The sequence below is a fragment of the Luteibacter mycovicinus genome (genome assembly GCF_000745235.1).
In the GTDB taxonomy this organism is placed as follows: domain Bacteria; phylum Pseudomonadota; class Gammaproteobacteria; order Xanthomonadales; family Rhodanobacteraceae; genus Luteibacter; species Luteibacter mycovicinus.
This window is the reverse complement of record NZ_JQNL01000001.1, coordinates 3,243,035-3,261,305: the sequence shown is the minus strand read 5'-3', so window position 1 is coordinate 3,261,305 and position 18,271 is coordinate 3,243,035. Positions and strand designations below refer to the sequence as shown.

16 protein-coding genes are annotated in these 18,271 nt (G+C 60.4%); 7 read left to right on the top strand and 9 right to left on the bottom strand.

Annotated elements, in window-relative coordinates; translation table 11 throughout:
- The first annotated feature begins 2 nt into the window (after positions 1-2).
- Both FA85_RS14275 and FA85_RS14270 read left to right on the top strand, forming a co-directional pair.
- Complete coding sequence (locus FA85_RS14275; RefSeq protein ID WP_036115715.1) at positions 3-941, top strand: MlaD family protein; 939 nt, start codon at positions 3-5, stop codon at positions 939-941.
- Positions 938-1,555, top strand: coding sequence for an ABC-type transport auxiliary lipoprotein family protein (locus FA85_RS14270; RefSeq protein ID WP_036115718.1), 618 nt, complete (start codon positions 938-940; stop codon positions 1,553-1,555). The genes FA85_RS14275 and FA85_RS14270 overlap by 4 nt, the downstream gene beginning before the upstream one ends.
- Before the next feature lie 14 nt (positions 1,556-1,569).
- Here the strand turns inward: FA85_RS14270 and FA85_RS14265 are convergent, their stop codons facing one another.
- Together FA85_RS14265 and FA85_RS14260 are read right to left on the bottom strand one after the other, a co-directional pair.
- A complete protein-coding gene (locus FA85_RS14265) occupies positions 1,570-2,115 on the bottom strand; it encodes an alpha-ketoglutarate-dependent dioxygenase AlkB family protein (RefSeq protein ID WP_239739888.1) in 546 nt (181 codons plus the stop codon).
- Positions 2,116-2,153: 38 nt separating this feature from the next.
- Complete coding sequence (locus FA85_RS14260; protein WP_036115721.1) at positions 2,154-3,554, bottom strand: amidase; 1,401 nt, start codon at positions 3,552-3,554, stop codon at positions 2,154-2,156.
- A gap of 163 nt (positions 3,555-3,717) precedes the next feature.
- Between FA85_RS14260 and FA85_RS14255 the strand changes: the two genes are divergently transcribed.
- On the top strand, positions 3,718-5,325 hold the full coding sequence (locus FA85_RS14255) for an electron transfer flavoprotein-ubiquinone oxidoreductase (protein WP_036115722.1): 1,608 nt from the start codon (positions 3,718-3,720) through the stop codon (positions 5,323-5,325).
- A 3-nt stretch (positions 5,326-5,328) separates the two neighbouring features.
- Here FA85_RS14255 and FA85_RS14250 read toward each other — a convergent pair whose 3' ends face one another.
- Both FA85_RS14250 and FA85_RS14245 read right to left on the bottom strand, forming a co-directional pair.
- A complete protein-coding gene (locus FA85_RS14250) occupies positions 5,329-6,261 on the bottom strand; it encodes a glycosyltransferase family 2 protein (protein ID WP_036115725.1) in 933 nt (310 codons plus the stop codon).
- Complete coding sequence (locus tag FA85_RS14245; RefSeq protein WP_036115728.1) at positions 6,261-7,265, bottom strand: glycosyltransferase; 1,005 nt, start codon at positions 7,263-7,265, stop codon at positions 6,261-6,263. The genes FA85_RS14250 and FA85_RS14245 overlap by 1 nt, the downstream gene beginning before the upstream one ends.
- Before the next feature lie 160 nt (positions 7,266-7,425).
- Between FA85_RS14245 and FA85_RS14240 the strand changes: the two genes are divergently transcribed.
- The 4 genes from FA85_RS14240 (at position 7,426) to FA85_RS21545 (ending at position 12,307) form a co-directional block, all read left to right on the top strand.
- On the top strand, positions 7,426-9,483 hold the full coding sequence (locus FA85_RS14240; protein ID WP_036115732.1) for a glycoside hydrolase family 99-like domain-containing protein: 2,058 nt from the start codon (positions 7,426-7,428) through the stop codon (positions 9,481-9,483).
- A gap of 95 nt (positions 9,484-9,578) precedes the next feature.
- A complete protein-coding gene (locus tag FA85_RS14235; protein WP_036115734.1) occupies positions 9,579-10,325 on the top strand; it encodes an electron transfer flavoprotein subunit beta/FixA family protein in 747 nt (248 codons plus the stop codon).
- Between the two features lie 22 nt (positions 10,326-10,347).
- The gene (locus tag FA85_RS14230; protein ID WP_036115736.1) at positions 10,348-11,286 is read left to right on the top strand and encodes an electron transfer flavoprotein subunit alpha/FixB family protein; all 939 of its coding nucleotides are present in this window, start codon (positions 10,348-10,350) and stop codon (positions 11,284-11,286) included.
- Positions 11,287-11,812: 526 nt separating this feature from the next.
- Positions 11,813-12,307, top strand: a complete 495-nt coding sequence (locus tag FA85_RS21545; protein ID WP_176167891.1) for a methyltransferase domain-containing protein — start codon at positions 11,813-11,815, stop codon at positions 12,305-12,307.
- Between the two features lie 6 nt (positions 12,308-12,313).
- Here FA85_RS21545 and FA85_RS14220 read toward each other — a convergent pair whose 3' ends face one another.
- The 5 genes from FA85_RS14220 to FA85_RS14200 all read right to left on the bottom strand — a co-directional run bounded on the left by FA85_RS14220 (position 12,314) and on the right by FA85_RS14200 (position 18,234).
- Complete coding sequence (locus FA85_RS14220) at positions 12,314-13,321, bottom strand: glycosyltransferase family 2 protein (RefSeq protein ID WP_051943943.1); 1,008 nt, start codon at positions 13,319-13,321, stop codon at positions 12,314-12,316.
- Complete coding sequence (locus FA85_RS14215; protein ID WP_176167892.1) at positions 13,318-13,782, bottom strand: GtrA family protein; 465 nt, start codon at positions 13,780-13,782, stop codon at positions 13,318-13,320. The genes FA85_RS14220 and FA85_RS14215 overlap by 4 nt, the downstream gene beginning before the upstream one ends.
- The gene (locus FA85_RS14210; RefSeq protein WP_036115743.1) at positions 13,772-15,928 is read right to left on the bottom strand and encodes a hypothetical protein; all 2,157 of its coding nucleotides are present in this window, start codon (positions 15,926-15,928) and stop codon (positions 13,772-13,774) included. The genes FA85_RS14215 and FA85_RS14210 overlap by 11 nt, the downstream gene beginning before the upstream one ends.
- A gap of 88 nt (positions 15,929-16,016) precedes the next feature.
- Positions 16,017-17,204 carry an acyltransferase family protein gene (locus tag FA85_RS14205; protein WP_051943946.1) on the bottom strand — a complete coding sequence of 396 codons (1,188 nt, stop codon included), beginning with the start codon at positions 17,202-17,204 and terminating at the stop codon, positions 16,017-16,019.
- Between the two features lie 67 nt (positions 17,205-17,271).
- Entirely contained in the window at positions 17,272-18,234 is a 963-nt protein-coding gene (locus tag FA85_RS14200) for an NAD-dependent epimerase/dehydratase family protein (RefSeq protein WP_239739890.1), read from the bottom strand.
- Positions 18,235-18,271 lie beyond the last annotated feature (37 nt).

The window sequence follows — 18,271 nt, the reverse complement described above, 5'->3', positions numbered from 1 at the left end:
TCATGGAAACGCGTGCCCACCACGTCTTGATAGGACTGTTCGCGGTCCTCGTCGTCCTGTTCGGCCTGGCCTTCGGGGTCTGGCTGGCCAAGGCGCACTCCGATCAGGAGTGGAACTATTACGACATCGTGTTCAACGAGGCGGTCACCGGCCTGTCGAAGGGCGGCGCGGTGCAGTACAACGGCATCCGCCTCGGCGATGTCACGCAGCTGCGTCTGGATCCCGAAGACCCGCGCCGTGTGCTCGCCCGTGTCCGCCTGACCGGCGACACACCGTTGCGCAAGGACACGCACGCCAAGCTGGCCGTCACGGGTGTGACCGGTGTGGCCATCATCCAGCTTTCCGGCGGTTCGCCCGGCAGCCCGCTGCTGGTGGGTCATGACGGCGAAGTGCCGGTCATCATGGCCGACCCGTCCCCGCTCGCGCGACTCCTCGCCGGCGGCGAAGACCTGATCACCAACATCAGCCAGGCTGCCGCGCAGGCCAAGGATCTGCTGTCGAAGGGCAACGTGCAGCGCATCGAGCGCACGCTGGATCATCTGGACAAGACCACCGCGGTCATCGCCGACGAGCGCGAGGACATCCGCTCGCTCATCAGGCAGCTGAATACGACGACGCAGGAAGCGAGCGCCACCCTCGCCGAGAGCCGCACGCTGGTGCACAACGCCAACGGCCTGGTCGAAGGCCAGGGCAAGGCGACGCTGGAGAGCGCGCAGCGGGCGATGGCGTCACTGGAGCATTCGATGGCCTCCGTCGATCGCCTGCTCAATGACAATGCCGATGCGATCAATGGCGGCGCCGCCAGTCTGGGCGACCTCGCTCCGGCATTGCGTGAGCTGCGCGACACGCTGGGTTCGCTGCGCTCGATCACCCGCCGTCTCGACGAAAACCCCAGCGGCTACCTGTTCGGCCGCGAGAAGACCAAGGAGTTCACGCCATGAGCCGTGCCCGCTTCGCCGCTCCACTGCTCATCGCCCTGCTGGCCGGTTGCTCGATCCTGCCGAAGGCGGAAACGCCACGTATCTATACGTTACCCGCGGCGCCCGGCGCACGACCCGCCGCCTCGGCGGCGACGCCGGTCAGCTGGTCGCTACGTATCGCCTCACCCAATGCACCGCGCGCGCTGGACAATGCGCGCATCGCGGTAGTGCCCGAAGCGAACACCATTACGGTGTACGCGGGCGCGCGCTGGGCGGACAGCGTGCCGCATCTGGTTCGCGATCGCTTTGCCGATGCGTTCCGGGACAGCGGGCGTGTTTCAGCCATCAGTACCGATGACAGCAATCTGGGCGCGGACGTCGAACTGGGCGGGTCGCTCGCCGCGTTCCAGACCGAATATGTCGGTGGCGCGCCGGAAGTGGTGATTCGCTTCGATGCGATTCTCGCCAGTACGCGGAAGCATCAGATCGTCGCGTCGCGACGGTTCGAGGTGCACGAGCCGGTCAGCGGGAAAGAAGTGCCGCAGGTGGTCGAGGCGTTCGGGCGGGCGATGGACAAGGTGTCGCGGGATGTGGTGAGCTGGACGTTGGCGTCCCGGGAGCAGGAGCATCGGTAACCCGGTTGGCGACGCTAGGCGATGTTCCGGAAGGTCAGATTGAGCCGAGCCTCCGCCACCCGCTTCCTGACCGGCAGCTCGTGCTTATAGAGCCGCTGGGTCTCTCCGCCCATCCGTAACAGGCTGCCATGCGGCAGCGCGATGGCGACTGGCTCGCCCCCTGTCTTCGCGCGGAAGCGAAACGTACGCTCCGCTCCCAGGCTGACCGAGGCGATCACCGGTGCCGCGCCAAGCTCCGGCTCGTCATCGCTGTGCCAGCCCATCCGGTCGGATCCATCGCGATAGAGATTCGCCAGCACGCTGTTGAACGACGCATCGCACGCCGCCGCCACGCGATCGCGCAACGCGAGTAACGCCGGCGTCCAGGGCCGCGGCGCGAAGCGCGTCCCCGAGTAGCGGTACGTCGCCGCTTCGTCGCCGATCCAGGCACTGAGTCGCGGCGAGTCCACGACCCGCCCGAACATGCGGATACGGTGAACCTCCCAGGGCAGACGGTCACGCAGCGCATCGAACAGCGCGTCGGCTTCCTCGCGCGGCAACCAGGCCGGCGCAAACGTCACGTCGGCGCCGGGCAGATCGATACGCTGCCAGTCCGGGATCAGGCGGGCTCCACCGGATACGTCGGCTCGGCATCCAGCGACGACGCGCAGACAGCGGCCAGTTCGAGCAGACGCAGGTCGGAACCGCGCGCGCCGATCAGCTGCATACCGATGGGCAGGCCGTTGGGCAACGTACCCATGGGGATACTCACAGCCGGACAACCGGCCAGGCTGGCAAAACCGCACAGATCCGCCTGCGACGCCGGGACCGGGCCATCCAGCGGGAACGCGCCCTGCGGCGTGGTCGGAAGCACCAGAACGTCGACCTGGGCGAACAGACGACGCATCTTGAGCGTCGCCGCGTCCAGGACAAGATCGGCCGCCGCGTATTCAGCGGCGGATTTCTTCGTCGCAAAACCAACCATGTCGCGGAAACCGTTCGAGACCGGATAGGCCTCATCGGCCAGCTCGGCCGCGAAGGTGTTGATCATCTCCGCTTCCATCAGCAGCAGGCCGGCACGACGCGTCTTCGCGAAATCCCAGTCGGAGAAGTCGACACTGCGACGTTCGCCGAGCTCGCCCTGCAGGCGCGCCAGCGCGGCTTCGAACACGTCGATCACGTCACGCTCGACGCCCACCGCCGCCAGATCGGGCAGGAAACCGGCACGCAGGTTGCCTGGCTCCCAGTCCGGCGGCGAGAACGCGACACGACGGCGGCGCGAGCGCGGATCGTCCGCGTCATAGCCGGCGAGCGTCTGCAGCAGGACCGTGAGGTCGTCGACGCCGCGCGCCAGCAGGCCCACCGCATCGAGCCGCCGCGCGGCCGGCACCAGGCCACGCGCGGAAATTTCGCCGTGCGTCGGCTTGAGGGCGTAGATGCCGCAGTAGCTCGCAGGAACGCGGATCGAACCGAGACTGTCCGAGCCGATGGCGGCCACGGCCATGCCGGAGGCCACCGCCGCGGCCGCACCGCCGGACGAACCGCCCGCCGTGTAACCGAGCCGGTGCGGATTGTGCGTCGCGCCATGAAACGGGTTGTTCGTGGTAAGGCCGAGCGCGCCTTCATCCATATTGGTCTTGCCAAGCAGCACCGCGCCTGAGGCACGCAGGCGCGCCACGACATGCGCATCTTCCTCCGGTACGACGGTGCGGCGCCGCATACCCGCGCGCGTCGGCACGCCGGCGACGTCGAAATTGTCCTTGATGGCGATCGGCATGCCGTCGAGGCGACCGATCACACCGTCCCGGCGACGCCGGTCGGCGGCCAGCGACTGCTCCTGGATCAGGGAAACGCTGTAATCGGAAAAAGCATTCAGACGCGGGTTCAGACGCTCGATCGCGTCCTGGTAAACGTCGGACAGGGCCTGGGGCTGGACCCTTCCAATAGCCAGCCAGTGCAGAATCTGCAGTAGCGTGGCGCGGCGCATGTCGTTATCGGCGACCGGCGGCATCGTATTCATGAACTCTCCTTGCGCTTGGGGCGATTATGAACGCGATATGTGAAAGTCATGCAAGGCTTTATGACGCGAACGTGTTTGAAACGCGCCATTTGCCCCTCTGGCGGCGAAAACGGACAATGCCAGGTCAACCCTCCCCAGCCAGCCGAGTTTGAGTGAGCCAGCCATGAGCGAACGCGAAACCATGGAATACGACCTCGTCGTCGTCGGGGCCGGCCCCGCCGGTCTCGCGTTCGCGATGCGTACGAAACAACTCAATCCGGAGATCACCGTCTGCGTGATCGAGAAGGCATCCACGATCGGCGCGCAGATTCTCTCCGGCGCGGTGATCGAGACGGCGCCCCTCGACCGCCTGCTGCCGGAATGGCGCAAGGCGCCCCCGCCGGTCTGCGTGCCGGTGACGAAGGACGAGTTCTGGCTGCTGCGCGACCACGCCTCGGGCAGCAAGCTGCCGGTGACGCCGCCGCAGATGAACAACCACGGCAACGTCATCGTCAGCCTCGGCGCACTCTGCGCGTGGCTGGCGCCTCAGGCGGAAGCGCTGGGCGTTGACGTCTTTCCCGGCTATGCGGCCGCCGAGGCGCTGTTCGACGAGAGCGGCGCGGTGAACGGCGTGCGCATCGGCGACATGGGCGTGGCACGCGATGGCACGCACAAACCCGGCTATACCGAAGGCATCGACATCCGCGCGAAGGTCACCGTGCTGGCCGAAGGCTGCCGCGGACACATCAGCAAGGCGCTGATCAGGCACTTCGACCTCGATAAGGACAGCGACCCGCAGACCTACGGCATCGGCATCAAGGAGCTCTGGCAGCTGCAGCCCGGCCGCGGCGAAGCCGGCAAGGTGGTGCACACCGCCGGCTGGCCGCTCGCCAACGACACCTACGGCGGCAGCTTCCTCTATCACCTCGACAACGATCGCGTGGCCATCGGCTTTGTCGTCGGCCTCGATTATCCCGATCCCAAATTCTCGCCGTTCGAGGCGTTCCAGCAGTTCAAGCACCACCCGAACGTGAAGGGCCTGCTCGAGGGCGGCACGATCGTTTCCGCCGGCGCGCGTGCCATCGTCGAAGGCGGCGCGCAGTCCCTGCCGAAGGTGGAGATGCCGGGCGCGATCCTCATCGGCGACTCCGCCGGTCTGGTCAACGTGCCCAAGATCAAGGGCACGCACCAGGCGATGGCCTCGGGCATGCTCGCCGCGGAACATCTCGTGGCATCGCAGCTCTCGCCCGCCGGCTGGGATGCGGCCCTGCGTGACTCGGCGGTCGTCGCCGAACTGAAGAAGGTGCGCAACATCCGCCCCGGCTTCAACAAGGGTCTGTGGTTCGGCCTGATCAACGCCGCGTGGGAAACCGTGACCGGCGGCCGCTCGCCGTGGACGCTGAAGAACCACGCGGACTGGTCGTTGCTGGGCAAGCTCGGCCAGTACGAGACCCCGAAGAAGGACTACGTCGACCGCACACTGGCACCGCGAGACCGGCTCGCCAGCGTGTATTTCGCGGCGACCGACCACGATGAGGACCAGCCGGTGCATCTGAAGGTGGCCGACACCTCGATCTGCATCGACCGGTGCACGACCGAGTATGGCAATCCGTGCGAGAAGTTCTGCCCGGCGGGGGTTTACGAGATGGTGCAGGATGAGGGCGGTAGGCGGCTGCAGATCAATTCGGCGAACTGCGTGCATTGTAAGACGTGCGATATCAAGGACCCATATCAGATCATTACCTGGGTGACGCCTGAGGGCGGGTCCGGGCCGAATTATCAGAACCTCTGACGATCAGAGGCGACCGAGCAACGCGGCCAGCACGAGGCCCGCGTTGCCGATGGCGGTCTGGCGATAGAGCCCCGCACGGGCGAAGTTCCACGCGCGTGGCAACAGCCAACCCGACCGACCGGCGACGAAGCGATCGAAGCGCTGGCGATTCTCATCGCTGAGATCGTCGCGCATTCCTGCCAGCAGTTCGACATTGAAGTCGTTCCACTCGCGATGGCGGCCACCGACCATGTCGGCCATGCGGCGCAGCCGTGCGCCGAAGCCCGCGTTGGAACCGATGATGTTTTCGGCGTGCTGGCGATAGCCGATGGTCGGCTCGCGGTCGTAGATGACCAGGCCACCCGCGCCTGAGACGACCAGATACGCCCACCAGTCGTGCGAGACGACCTTCGCTGTCTCCGGCGCGCGGCACATGAGCGCACGGGCACGCCGGTTGATCAGCATGGTGTTGCCACCGGCCAGACTCTGTACCAGCGCATTGGCGAAGGATGGACGCCGGGCGAACAGCGGCGACATGCCGAAGGGCTTGCCCGCCTCATCGACGAGGCGGGACCTGCCGCCGTAGAGAGCCGCCTGCTCCTGCCCTGCCGCGACGATCGCGGCGAGCGCTTTTTCGAGCTTGTCCGTATCCCAGATGTCGTCCTGATCGCTGAAGGCCAGGTAGTCGCCATCGATGCCTTCGCGGTGAAGCATCGACATGAAATTACGCGAGTAGCCAGCGCGCGGGCCTTGCCACAGAACCATGCGGTCGGCGCCGAGGCGTTCGCGATAGGTCAGCAGGATGGCCAGCGTATCGTCGGTGGAGCCGTCATCGGAGACGTGGATCGTCCAGTCGGTGTGGGTCTGGGCGATGATGGAGTCGAGTTGTTCGGGGAGGTGGTGGGCGCCGTTGTAGGTGGCGAGGAGGATGGCGATGTGGGGGGTGGTGGCGGACATCAGCCGATTCTCAGAAGGTCGCGCAGGGCGGAGCGGATACCGGTGCCGAAGCGGGTGTAGCGGCCGGTGGACCATTCTTGGATGACACTGGGGACGCGGTGCCAGAGGGATTGAGTGCCGATAACGAGGCGCCGACGCAGATGGTCGCGCATGGAGCGAACACTGTCGATATGCTCATTCGAGGCATCCACCTCCTCGAAGCGTGCGATGAGGACACCCAGCCGATCTGCGGTATTTGTGATGGTCTCATTACGCGCTCTGAATAGGTCGCTTACCCGCTGTTTCACGCTGCGCCGTGCCACCCCAATCTGGTTTTTCGGGTGCTGCCGATAGTCAATAAGGCAATCGGCGACAATGGATACTCGCCCGGTAGCTGCAGCAACTACGACCAACCAAGCATCATGAACCCACTCTTGGGGAAGCGGCTGCGCCATCGTCAGAAGCGAGCGGCGAAATGCTGACGCGGCGCCTGTCGCGAGGTTGCGGCGCAGATAGACCTCAAACGCTCCTCCGGAATCGATACCATCGAGTTCACGTTTTGTCACTTCCAGCGCATAAAACAAACAATGTCCCAGATAGCCCCCTCCCTGATCTACCAGCCTTGCGTCTGAATGCGCAAACAGCAACGCCGGATCGTGCTCGAACGACGCCGTCATGACGGCGACTTTGTCGGCGTGCCAAACATCATCCTGATCGCGAAGGAAGATCACATCTCCCACCGCCGAGCGCAACGTTCGCGAAAAATTCTCTACGTAACCGACCCGGCGTGCGTTCCGAAACGCAATAGCTGTGATACCGCGACCTTCCGCCCGAGCAACAAAGTCGCAGACGAGCGACCAGGTCTCATCATCAGACGCGTCGTCCCCGATTACAATCTCATCAGGAGTGCGACTCTGAGCGAGAAGGCTATTCAGCTGCTCGGCAACATAGGCCTGACCGTTGTAAGTGCAAACGACGACGCTGGTTTTCAGCGGACGTCCCTTTGGGGCAGCGGAATGACTCATCGACCGTTAACGCCTTAACAGGATACCTTTGAATCATCTCAGATTTCGACCGACTTCCGGACATGGTGCGCCTGCGCAATCTGCGTCAAGCCCAGCTACAATTCAGAACTGGTCCGACCGAGTCGTCTCAAGCCGGTCGCCGCTACCTCTTAAGTGACACATGGAAAAATCCAAGTTGGTCAGGACCGTCATTTTCCGAAGCTTACGTGCAATCTTCCGCGCGATCCCCCTGAATGAATCGACACGCATTCGCATGCGCGCATGGTTCATACGCACGCTGGGCATTCTTGCGCCGTCACACCAAGGTCTCGCTCCCCACGATGAAGGGCATGCGACTACCCGCCGACCATTTGATCAGGCGGCCCATCGCGCAGTGACGTTTCAGAGCCGCAACGTCGAGCCACTGCCACCGACCCTGCCCGCAACGATAGTTGCGTTTTATTTGCCTCAGTTTCATCCCATTCCTGAGAACGATCACTGGTGGGGTGCCGGGTTCACGGAATGGCGGAACGTTGGCCGAGCTCTCCCACAATTTGAAGGGCAACTGCAGCCGCGAGTTCCTGCGGATCTCGGGTATTACGACTTGCGAGTGCCCGATGTCATGCGCAAGCAGATGCAGTTCGCTCGAGAGTACGGCGTGGCGGCCTTCTGCATGTACTTTTACTGGTTTGCAGGTAAGACATTGCTCGAGCGGCCACTCCGCCAGTGGCTGGACGACCCTACGCTCGACCTGCCGCTATGTCTCTGCTGGGCTAATGAGAACTGGTCGCGACGCTGGGATGGGCTCGAGGACGACATCCTCATCGGCCAGGAGCACAGCGATGAGGACGATCTGGCATTTATCGAGTACATATCGGTCTACCTGAAAGATCCTCGCTATCTTCGAGTGGACGGGAAGCCAATACTTCTCGTCTACCGCCCGGGCCTTTTCGCAGATGCGGCCGCTACCGCGAAGCGCTGGCGCGAATGGTGCCGCAACAATGGCGTCGGTGAGATTCATCTCGCATATGCCCAGAGCTTTGACCGGATGCCTCCAGAGGCTATCGGCTTTGACGCTGCAGTAGCATTTCCTCCGAACCAGGCAAATCTCACGCCCGTGACAGGGCAGTTTCGTCTGATCAATGCCGATTATCAGGGACATATATTCGACTGGCGTGATCTCGCGACCAAGGCCATGGAGGCTCCCGACCCGTCGTACCGACTGTATCCCTGCATCAATCCAGGCTGGGACAACGAGGCCCGGAAGAGCGGCAAGGGCTTCAGCTTCGTTCGTGCGACGCCCCGCGCTTTCTCAGACTGGGCGCGCTCCGCGATAAGTACTGCGCGCCGGCGTTCTCCCACAGCCCCCCTTGTCTTTGTCAATGCATGGAACGAGTGGGCCGAGGGCGCCATTCTGGAACCCGATGCGAGGTTCGGATTTGCATGGCTTGAAGCGCTGCGCCGGGCCATGTCTCCACCAATGCCCCGGACGAGCCGTCCTTGTGCAGTGATTCACGTCTGGTACCAGGAGCTTCTCGAGGAGATCATCACGGTTCTTCGCGAGACCGGGCTTTCCTTTCGGATCATCTTGACTGTTCCTACGGAACGGGAGAGCGCTGTACGGCGCGAGGCGACGAGGCTCGGGCTGGACGCAGAATTTGTCGTCTCCCCGAACCGGGGGCGAGACATTCTGCCCTTCCTGCGGCTAGCCACGCGACTGCTTGACGAAGGCGAAGATGTTGTACTCAAACTGCACACTAAGCGGTCGACCCACCGGCAGGACGGGAGTGCGTGGCGCTCGGAACTGCTGGAACGCCTTGCATCGCCGAGTCGGGCACATGCCGTTGTCCGCGCATTCGCCGATGACAAAATGCTAGGCGTCGTCGCTCCCGAAGGACACGTTCAGCCATTGAGTTTCTATTGGGGCATGAATGCAGCCAACGTGGCTTACCTTTGCGCACTCATGGGCATAAATCAGCCGAAAACCGAAGAGGACTCCTTCGTGGCAGGCAGCATGTTCTGGTGCCGCCTCTCTGCCCTGACTAGTCTCATTGACGCGCCCCTTTCGGAGGCAGAATTCGAATCTGAAAGCGGGCAAGTGGACGGCACCATGGCTCACGCTGTCGAACGCGTCGTTTCCCTGTCCGCACTGCAATCTGGCTATAGGCAAACGACAGTCGCGTCGCTTATTGGCGAGCCGGAACCGGAAGGGCCGTATGCCTACGCCAAAAAAGCGTAGGCGCAAACTCCTGCGGTATATCTCTCCCCGGACTAGAATGTGCATCCAACCCACGCCTGGAACCAGCCTTCCAGGCGATTTCACAGGAACCCCGAATGAAGATTCTTGTCGGCTACAAGCGCGTCGTGGACTACAACGTCCGCATTCAGGTTAAGCCCGACGGCACCGGTGTGGTCACGGACGGCGTCAAGCTCTCCGCCAACCCGTTCGACGATATCGCCCTGGAAGAGGCCCTGCGCCTTCGCGAGAAGGGCGTGGCCGAGGAGGTCATCGTCGTGGGCATCGGTCCCGCCGACCTGACGGCCCACCTGCGTAACGGCCTGGCCATGGGCGCCAACCGGGCGATCCACGTTCAGACCTCGGACGCGGTGTCCCCGCTTACCGCCGCCCGTACCTTCCTGAAGCTGATCGAAAAAGAACAGCCGGGTCTGGTGATCCTCGGCAAGCAGGCCATCGACGACGATGCCAATCAGACCGGCCAGATGCTGGCGGCCCTGTGGGATCGACCCCAGGCGACCTTCGCTGGCAAGGTTGAGATCGCTGACGGCAAGGCCACGGTCACCCGCGAGGTGGATGCCGGCCTCGAGACGATCGAAGCCGACCTGCCCGCCGTGATCACGACGGACCTGCGTCTCAACGAACCGCGCTTCATCAAGCTGCCGGACATCATGAAGGCCAAGTCCAAGCCGATCGATGTGATCGAACTGGGCTCCCTGGGCGTCGACGCAGCAGACCACATCAAGACCACTCACTACGCCGCCCCGCCCAAGCGCAGCAAGGGTGTGATGGTGAAGGATGCCGCCGAGCTCGTCGCGGCCCTCAAGCAGAAGGGCCTGCTGTAAAGCAGCCGACCGGAGAATCGATATGTCCAAGATCCTCGTTATCGCTGAACACCTCGACGGCAAGCTCAACGGTGCCACTGCACGTGCGGTCAGCGCCGCCTCGGCCGTCAAGCCGGAAGCCATCGACGTCATCGTCCTGTCTGACGCTCCGGATGCCATCGCCGCGGAAGCCGCGAAGATCGACGGTGTCAGCAAAGTACTGACGGTCGCCCGCTCTGAAAACGCCCATGCCCTCGCAGCCATCCTGGCTCCGCAGATTGCCAAGGCGGCGGCAGGCTACAGCCATGTGTTCGTCCCCTCGACCACCTTCGGTAAGGACCTCGCCCCCCGCGTGGCGGCTCTGCTGGGCGTCTCGCAGGTCAGCGACGTCATGACTGTGGAAGGCCCGCACAGCTTCAAGCGCCCGATCTACGCCGGCAACGCCATCGTCACCGTCGAAGTGGACGCGGCCTCGACTGTCGTCGCAACGATCCGCACGGCCTCGTGGCCGGCCGCCGCCTCCAACGGCTCGGCTTCCGTCGAGGCCCTGACGATCGATGCTGCCCTGCCCTCGCACACCCGCTTCGTGAACCTGCAGCAGGGCAAGAGCGACCGTCCAGACCTCCAGGGTGCGCCGAAGGTCGTTTCGGGCGGACGCGGCGTGGGTTCGAAGGAAAACTTCGACATCATCTATAAGTTCGCCGACAAGATCGGTGCGGGCGTGGGTGCGTCGCGTGCGGCGGTTGACGCCGGCTACGTTCCGAACGAAATGCAGGTCGGCCAGACCGGGAAGATCATCGCTCCGGAGCTTTACATCGCCATTGGTATCTCGGGTGCCATCCAGCATCTGACGGGGATCAAGGACGCAGGCACGATCGTCGCCATCAATAAGGACGGTGAGGCGCCGATCTTTGAGATCGCGGATATCGGCCTTGTCGGGGATCTATTCAAGATCCTGCCGGAACTCGAGGCTGCTCTTTAGTAGGCCTTATGGGTTGAAGGTCGGACGAATCACCGTTGCGGCCGCCGACATTCGCACGGACATCGCGTCGTGCGTCGTCCGATTATAGATAGACAGATCGCCTGTATTCTTCCTGCGCTCGTGGGCTGAACGCTCACGAGCGACTCCTTGGCCGCGACCGTAGCCGTACAGCCACGTAGCTCCCACATCGGGATCTCGCCTCATAGACCGCTCGCCTTGGCGCCGTGGCGGATTCCAAATGCAGCGCTGTGCTATGTTCCCGTGAAAATCATTAGGCATCGCCTTTGATTCTTACAGGGAGTTATTTATGTCGTCGATTGGCGAAACGCTGCGATCACACGAAGGTTACTGCCCATGCTGTCGCTCCGCGACCAACTTTACGGTGCACGGTACATGGTTGCGCGAGGATTACAGATGTGACCGATGCGGTTCAATTCCGCGGCAGCGGCATTTAATCACCGTACTCGATCTCCTCTATCCTCGCTGGCGAAAGCAGCGTCTGCACGAGTCATCGCCTGCCCCTCCCATGCTGGTGCACCACAGCAAACGTTACGAGTCCTCTCAATATCTGCCCGGCGTGCCCCTAGGGTCGGTAAAGGACGGTGTCAGGTGCGAGAACATCGAAAAGCTTACGCTGAAGGACCGCAGTCTTGATCTTTTTGTCACACAGGATGTTCTTGAGCACGTATTCCGACCCGATTTGGCACTTCGAGAAATTCAACGAACCCTCAAGCCCGGTGGGGCGCACATATTCACTGCACCCAAACATCCCGATCTTGCAAAGTCGCGCTGCCGCGCCGTATTGCGCCCGTCCGGCGACATCGAGCACTTTCTTCCGGAGGAATACCACGGCAGCCCAGTAGGTGACGGAAGGGCTTTAGTTACCTGGGATTACGGCTTCGACTTTGAGCGCGTCGCAAGCAACTGGGTAAATTCTCCCGTCGTAACGTACAACACGATCGACCGCGACAAGGGCATAGAAGCCGAGTTCAACGAGGTCTTCGTGATCATGAAACGATGAACGTATTTAGTTTCGTCGAACTCGCTTATGAATAGCCCGGCGGGGAACCGTTGAAATATCGTACCCAATGAAAGCCAGTAGAAGCTGAAGCCCCCAGATGAGACTGACTGCCGTGATCATAATGGTGCCAACAGGGGTCGCTCGACCGCCAGATGCGGACGAAACCCAATGGCCACCACCAAAAATCGCCGCAAAAGCGAGCAGGATCATGGAAAGAACCAGCTCGACCGAAGCAAGTGACACGTCACGAAGAAAATAGTTATAAAAAATACGCTTAAAGAAATTCTTCGCGTGTTTAAACAAGAATTCGCCCAAGATACGGCGAATATGCAGATTGCTGACCTCGTCGCCATATTTCGCATCCATCGGAATATCGACTACAGCCGCCCGCAATGTATTCAGGCGAAACATGAGATCCGTTTCAAAAAAATACCGTTGGCTTATACGATCATAGGGCAGCTGGCGCGCGACGTCGGAATGTATGGCCGTATAGCCGTTCGTCGGATCAAAGATATCCCAATATCCCGTCGATAGCTTCGCCATAAACGAGAGTGCGGCGTTCCCGAATATCCGCATTGGCGGCATCGCGCCAATGTTCTTCAAATCGAAGAAACGGTTTCCCTTCGTGTAGTCAGCCTCGCCTCGCGCAATCGGCAAGGCAAACTCGGGAAGAAGTGAGGCATCCATCTGCCCATCACCATCGACTTTTACGATGACGTCGACTCCTGCAGCCACGGCGGCGCGGTACCCGTTCATAACGGCACCACCCACGCCCGCGTTCTGCTCGTTAAAAAGCACCACGACACGGGGATCCACGAAAGTTGACTCAACGAGTTTCCCGGAGCCCTCCGGACAACAATCATCGATCACGAACACGTGATCGCAGTATGGAAGCACTGATCTCACCACATCAACGATGTGCCGCGAAACCTTATAGGCAGGGATTACGACCGCTACTCGGATATCTTCGAGGCCAGCAGCCTTCGCGATTGGCACAACATGGGTCGCTGTCATCGATAAATCCAATATTTGGAGATCAGGTAACTCGCTACAGCCAGTACGGCTTCAATCGCGGGTTTAACCAACCACGAAGCCTCAAGACCATAGTGCCATCTAGCAGCTTCGAGGATCGCGGTACTGAAGAAGGTCGCGACGACCCAAAATGCTGAAAAACGCAAGAAATGACTTCGCCCAACACGACCATCAGCGCCCGGAAATGTTACTTTTCGATTCAACCAGAAGCCCAGGGATGCGCCACTCATGCGCGCGATTATGTTCGCGACGGCCACAGGCAACGTTCCGTAGGAAAGTACAACGTAGACAATCCAGTCGAGCGTGAGCTGCGCCCCCCCGACCGCCAAAAAAAGGACAACCTCAACGAGCCACATTGGTCTTCTGCGCAAGAAACGCCTGAGCGCACGAGGGCACCGCTCAACGATCCAATGCCCATGCGTCGGCTCTTCTTCAGAGGACATGGCGGCGCCCGTCCCAGTCACCGCCCTCGCTGGTAAGGAAGCTATCTTCACGGCCAACTCCGTGGCGGAAGATGCCCACGGCATACCGGACTGGCGACCTAGAAGTCACAGGTAAGGACAAACGATAGTGAACGTCGCCGCTGGGGGACAACAGCGAATCTTTATAGGACACGTACGCCTGCTCAATTTCACCTGCATCATCCATCGCATGCACGAACACCGTCCAGCCCGAACCGGGCTCTGGCAACGCTTTTTGTTGATGAATGTAAATGTCAAACAACCTTGTGCCATCCGTGTTCGCACTTACCAGAACAGCGTCCATCAAAGCCACCACCTGCCCGTCCCAGCGCAGCTCGAGGGGCGCAGCTAGCCTGTTCCCAGACAACCCTTGCGCTTCGGCCGGAGAGAGGAAGCTACGCTCGGTAAATCCATCGAGGAACACTTGTCGGAAAATGTGATGCGGAAGCAGATCACGAGAAGCTGCCGTCGCCACCTTCATCGGATCCACGATCTCCAAGACCCGAACACCGTCGTCGGAAATAATCCGAACACCCGACGCCTCATTCAACGAAGATAACCATGCGCGGACGACTACCTGCTCCTTGTCGAAGTCATCCGCCACCGGCAGGCTGGCAGAGGCCTGATCTGGGTGTTCGTAGGGCTCGAAGACAACGTATTTCGCCCGTATCACCTCATCTAGACGATAAGCGTGCTCGCGCACCCAGTCGATCGGCAGCGCGGGGTTAGAGTTTCCGCCCTTCAAACCCAGGACGCGATTCCAATCCATCACCGCCTCGAATGCCTTCACCTTCGGAGCAACGCCGCAGTAATACACGATACTACTATGCGAAGGATCTGCCGCAAGAATGGATGCAAGTGCCCGCCCCTGCGCGACCTCAGCGGCATGGAGATTTGTTGAAAGATTTGTGCCGACGATTCTTTCGAGGCGCGGTGACGGATTCGCGCTGAGCAGAAGCCAAGCAATGATAACGGTTGGTACCAGAAGAAGTGCACTGCCTGCAGTGACCAGCCTTGGAAACGTAGCGGAAGAATGCGTCAATGCTGGTAGCGCCGCCGTAAGCGCCATGATCGGAAAGGGGAAAAAGTATCGGACGTGCTCTATATTGGTTTGGCCCAACCACAGCCAGAACCCTCCAGCCAGGCAAACGAGCGCAACGCCTAGCCGCTCCCATTGGCGCTGCCAGACGGTAAATCCTACGGCCGCGATCAGAATGATCGTCAACGGTACGCCGAATGCGAGATGGAGCTTCGCAAAGATCTGGCTCACCGTGGGAGAGGTGACCTGTGCAGCATGCAGCAGCTTCATGCTACTGAGACCGTAAAGGTAGTTCTCCTTTGAGAAATACGCGGAGTGATACAAAACCAGCGCTGTGGACCCGTAAATAACGAGGTATACCGATATGCCCTTAAGCAGGGCCGCGCGCGCCAAGTTACGCCTCAGCGTGGCGCCCAATCCCATAAGCCCCCAGGAGCCAGCTATCAGCAACATAAGAGTTAGCCCAGCGGGCTTAACGAGAATGGTCAGAACGGCCAACGACGCGGAAACAAACGTGTCGCGCATCCAGGAACTCGGCTTCGCACGAGTCGCAAATGCCATCGCGAGAGCGCCGAGTGCACCAAATAGCGTGTCGACGAAGCCCCACGTACCCATGATGGGCACGCCTTCGGCCGACGCGAACTGATAATACGATGGGAGGCTTCCTGCGACGATCAAAACTATGCCAACGAACCACGTCTCGCGTGCATTACGCCATGCGTTGCGCCCGGCCACGATAGCCAGCGAGAGTACGAGAATCACTCCCGGCAGAAATTCCGAAAGAAAATAGAACGGTCTGAAGTCTTCCGTAAATCCGTACGGATGCGTGAAGAAAACTGTGCCGAACGGACGGATAGGTGGTTCGAGATTGAATGGATTAAAAAGATGGCCGGAGCCGACTGCGGCCCAGAACGCTTGCGCCTTCTGAACGTACGACAATGCATCAAAAACCGGAGGCTCGGTTTCACGGCTGGCATATGCCCAGATGCCGTACGCCGAAATCGCAAACCAGGCGAACAGGATCGCAGTAATGAATCGACGGACGCGAGGCTGCGATGAGTCGAAGCCTTGGCTTGAAGTGATGTTCATGTGAGGTCAGAAGCCGAGCAAAGATGATGCGGTAGTAACTCTTCACCTGAAGGCACTGTTCCAGGGTGAAAGTCGATGCGAAATTCCTTCATGCGGCGGACGCCTTCGGCGATTGCTGATTTCTGAATCGCGCATACAGCCGCCTGCCCACCTTGATGGAAGGCTCTTCGACCAATCGATAAGTAACGTAGGAAATAAGACTAGCGACCGCCAGAGTCAATGCGAGACAAGCAGCGAGAGCAAGCGACGCCCTCGGTACGTGCGAGTAGATATTACGGTACGCAGGGGTTAAGAAGTAGATGACCGTGGGATGAATAAGGTAAAGCGAGTAGCTGATCTTTCCCAAAAACATAGTCAACCTGTTCACAAGCAGTGACCATGGCCAGAGACAAAGTCCACATACGGCCAAACCGTAAACAACGCCCTGCCAGTAGTATTGAGCGCCGAATATATTCGGTAGCCAGGATGAAAGAAGCGCCATGTATAGAAACATAGCAAGCAACACAAGCATGGCACCTAAGGAGGCTTGAGATTGAGAACGTGAACCTGACTTCAAATGCGTTTGGAGGGCATAGAAGCAGATGCCTCCGATGGCAAATATCGGGAGATGGCGCAATACGAACCACTGAAGGACCGAGGCGCGCTGCACGTCGCTAAGGGGGACCATTGGCAGAAAAACAATAAGGACGTTCCAGGCGATGAGAGTCACCAGGAAGAAGGCGATCGCCCCGTAGATGGTTCGCACGCGCGCGTAAATCGCAGGAAACGCTGCGTAGAACAGCATTTCGACGCCGATCGTCCATCCTGCCCACACAAAGCTCTCCTGATGTCCAGGGATAAGATTAAAGATGAAGGTGACCATTCCGGCAACTTCCCAGCCTGAATGAGAGACGCCGAACACGAGATAGTCTCGCAGCATTGAAGCCAAAACCACTGCGTAGAAAAGCGGCGCTATTCGAAACAGCCTGTGCAAGTAAAAGCTGATGCGGGGCGTTGGCTCCTTCAACCGCGACGGCATGGTGTAGAACAGTGAGAAAGTGCTCGCAACAAAAAACAACGTCACGCCGGAGCCGCCATTTCCGGCAAACGCCGCCAGCCAAGGTGGGACTGGGAGGTTCGGCATCGGCAGCAACACCATGTGGTACAGCACGACGTAACTGGCAGCCAGCCCGCGCAGGGCGTCCATAAAGTCAAGACGGGGACGCGATGTGACAACGCGCTCTTCCACGCTGTCCAACTCGATCCTTTGTGCCTCTGCCACGGACAGCCGATTCATTTCTTCACCTGTTCTTCCCCCAAGAAAACCTGCGCGTACGCACGGCCGCCCCACTCGTAGCGCGTGCCTACTCCGGCGCGCGACTTTGCTTCAGCCACTTCCAGGCCAACTGAATTCCATCTGACAGGGTCGTGCGCGGCGTCCAGCCAAATACGTCGCGGGCACGAGACACGTCCAGTACAACTCTTTTTACGTCAAAGCTTCGCGCCTCCATGCGAACGATCTCGGGCATGAAGCCCGTCGCCGAGGCTATCGCGGCGACGATATCGTTTACCGACTGTCCTTGACCGCTCCCAACGTTGAAGATCCCCGTTTCACAGCGCAGGACCGCGAGGCAAAGCATGTCGATGAGATCGTCTATGTAGAGATAGTCTCTGACTATCTCGCCATCTCCCCAGATGGGAAGGGTCTCGCCCGACAAGATTTTACCAAGAAAGGAAGCAATAAGGCCTTGGACTCCTGTGGATAGCTGACCCGGGCCATACGGATTGGACGGCCTGAGAATGACTGATTGGATCCCATACAAGGAGCGATACATCGACAGATACTTCTCGATAGCAACCTTGACGACGCCATAAGATGAGATCGGATTTAGCTCGTGGCTTTCTGGAATCGGCTCCTCTATGGGATCGCCGTAGACCGTGCCCCCAGATGAAAGGTAAACGATGCGGCCGACGCCAACTTGGCGCATGGCCTCCAGAACATTGATGGCCCCGACAAGATTTTGTTGGACATCGCCAACAGGATCGAGATTTGAAGTACTGGGCACGGTACTGCTGGCACAGTGCACCACCACATTCACACCATTTAGCGACTCAAGAATCGCCCCGCGCTCCGCTAGTGATCCCCTGCGATAGTCGATTCCCTGCCAGTCAAAATCAGGTCGAGGGATGCCCGCATCCAAAATGCGAACATCCACTCCCCGCCCACGCAGCCGCTCGGTCAGGCGCGACCCGATAAACCCGTTTCCACCAATAACCAATACAACCACGTGCGCGACTCCAAATAACTTCTTGCGAAGTATACCCATGACTACCCGCCACCCTAGTACTAGCCTAGGGTAGCGA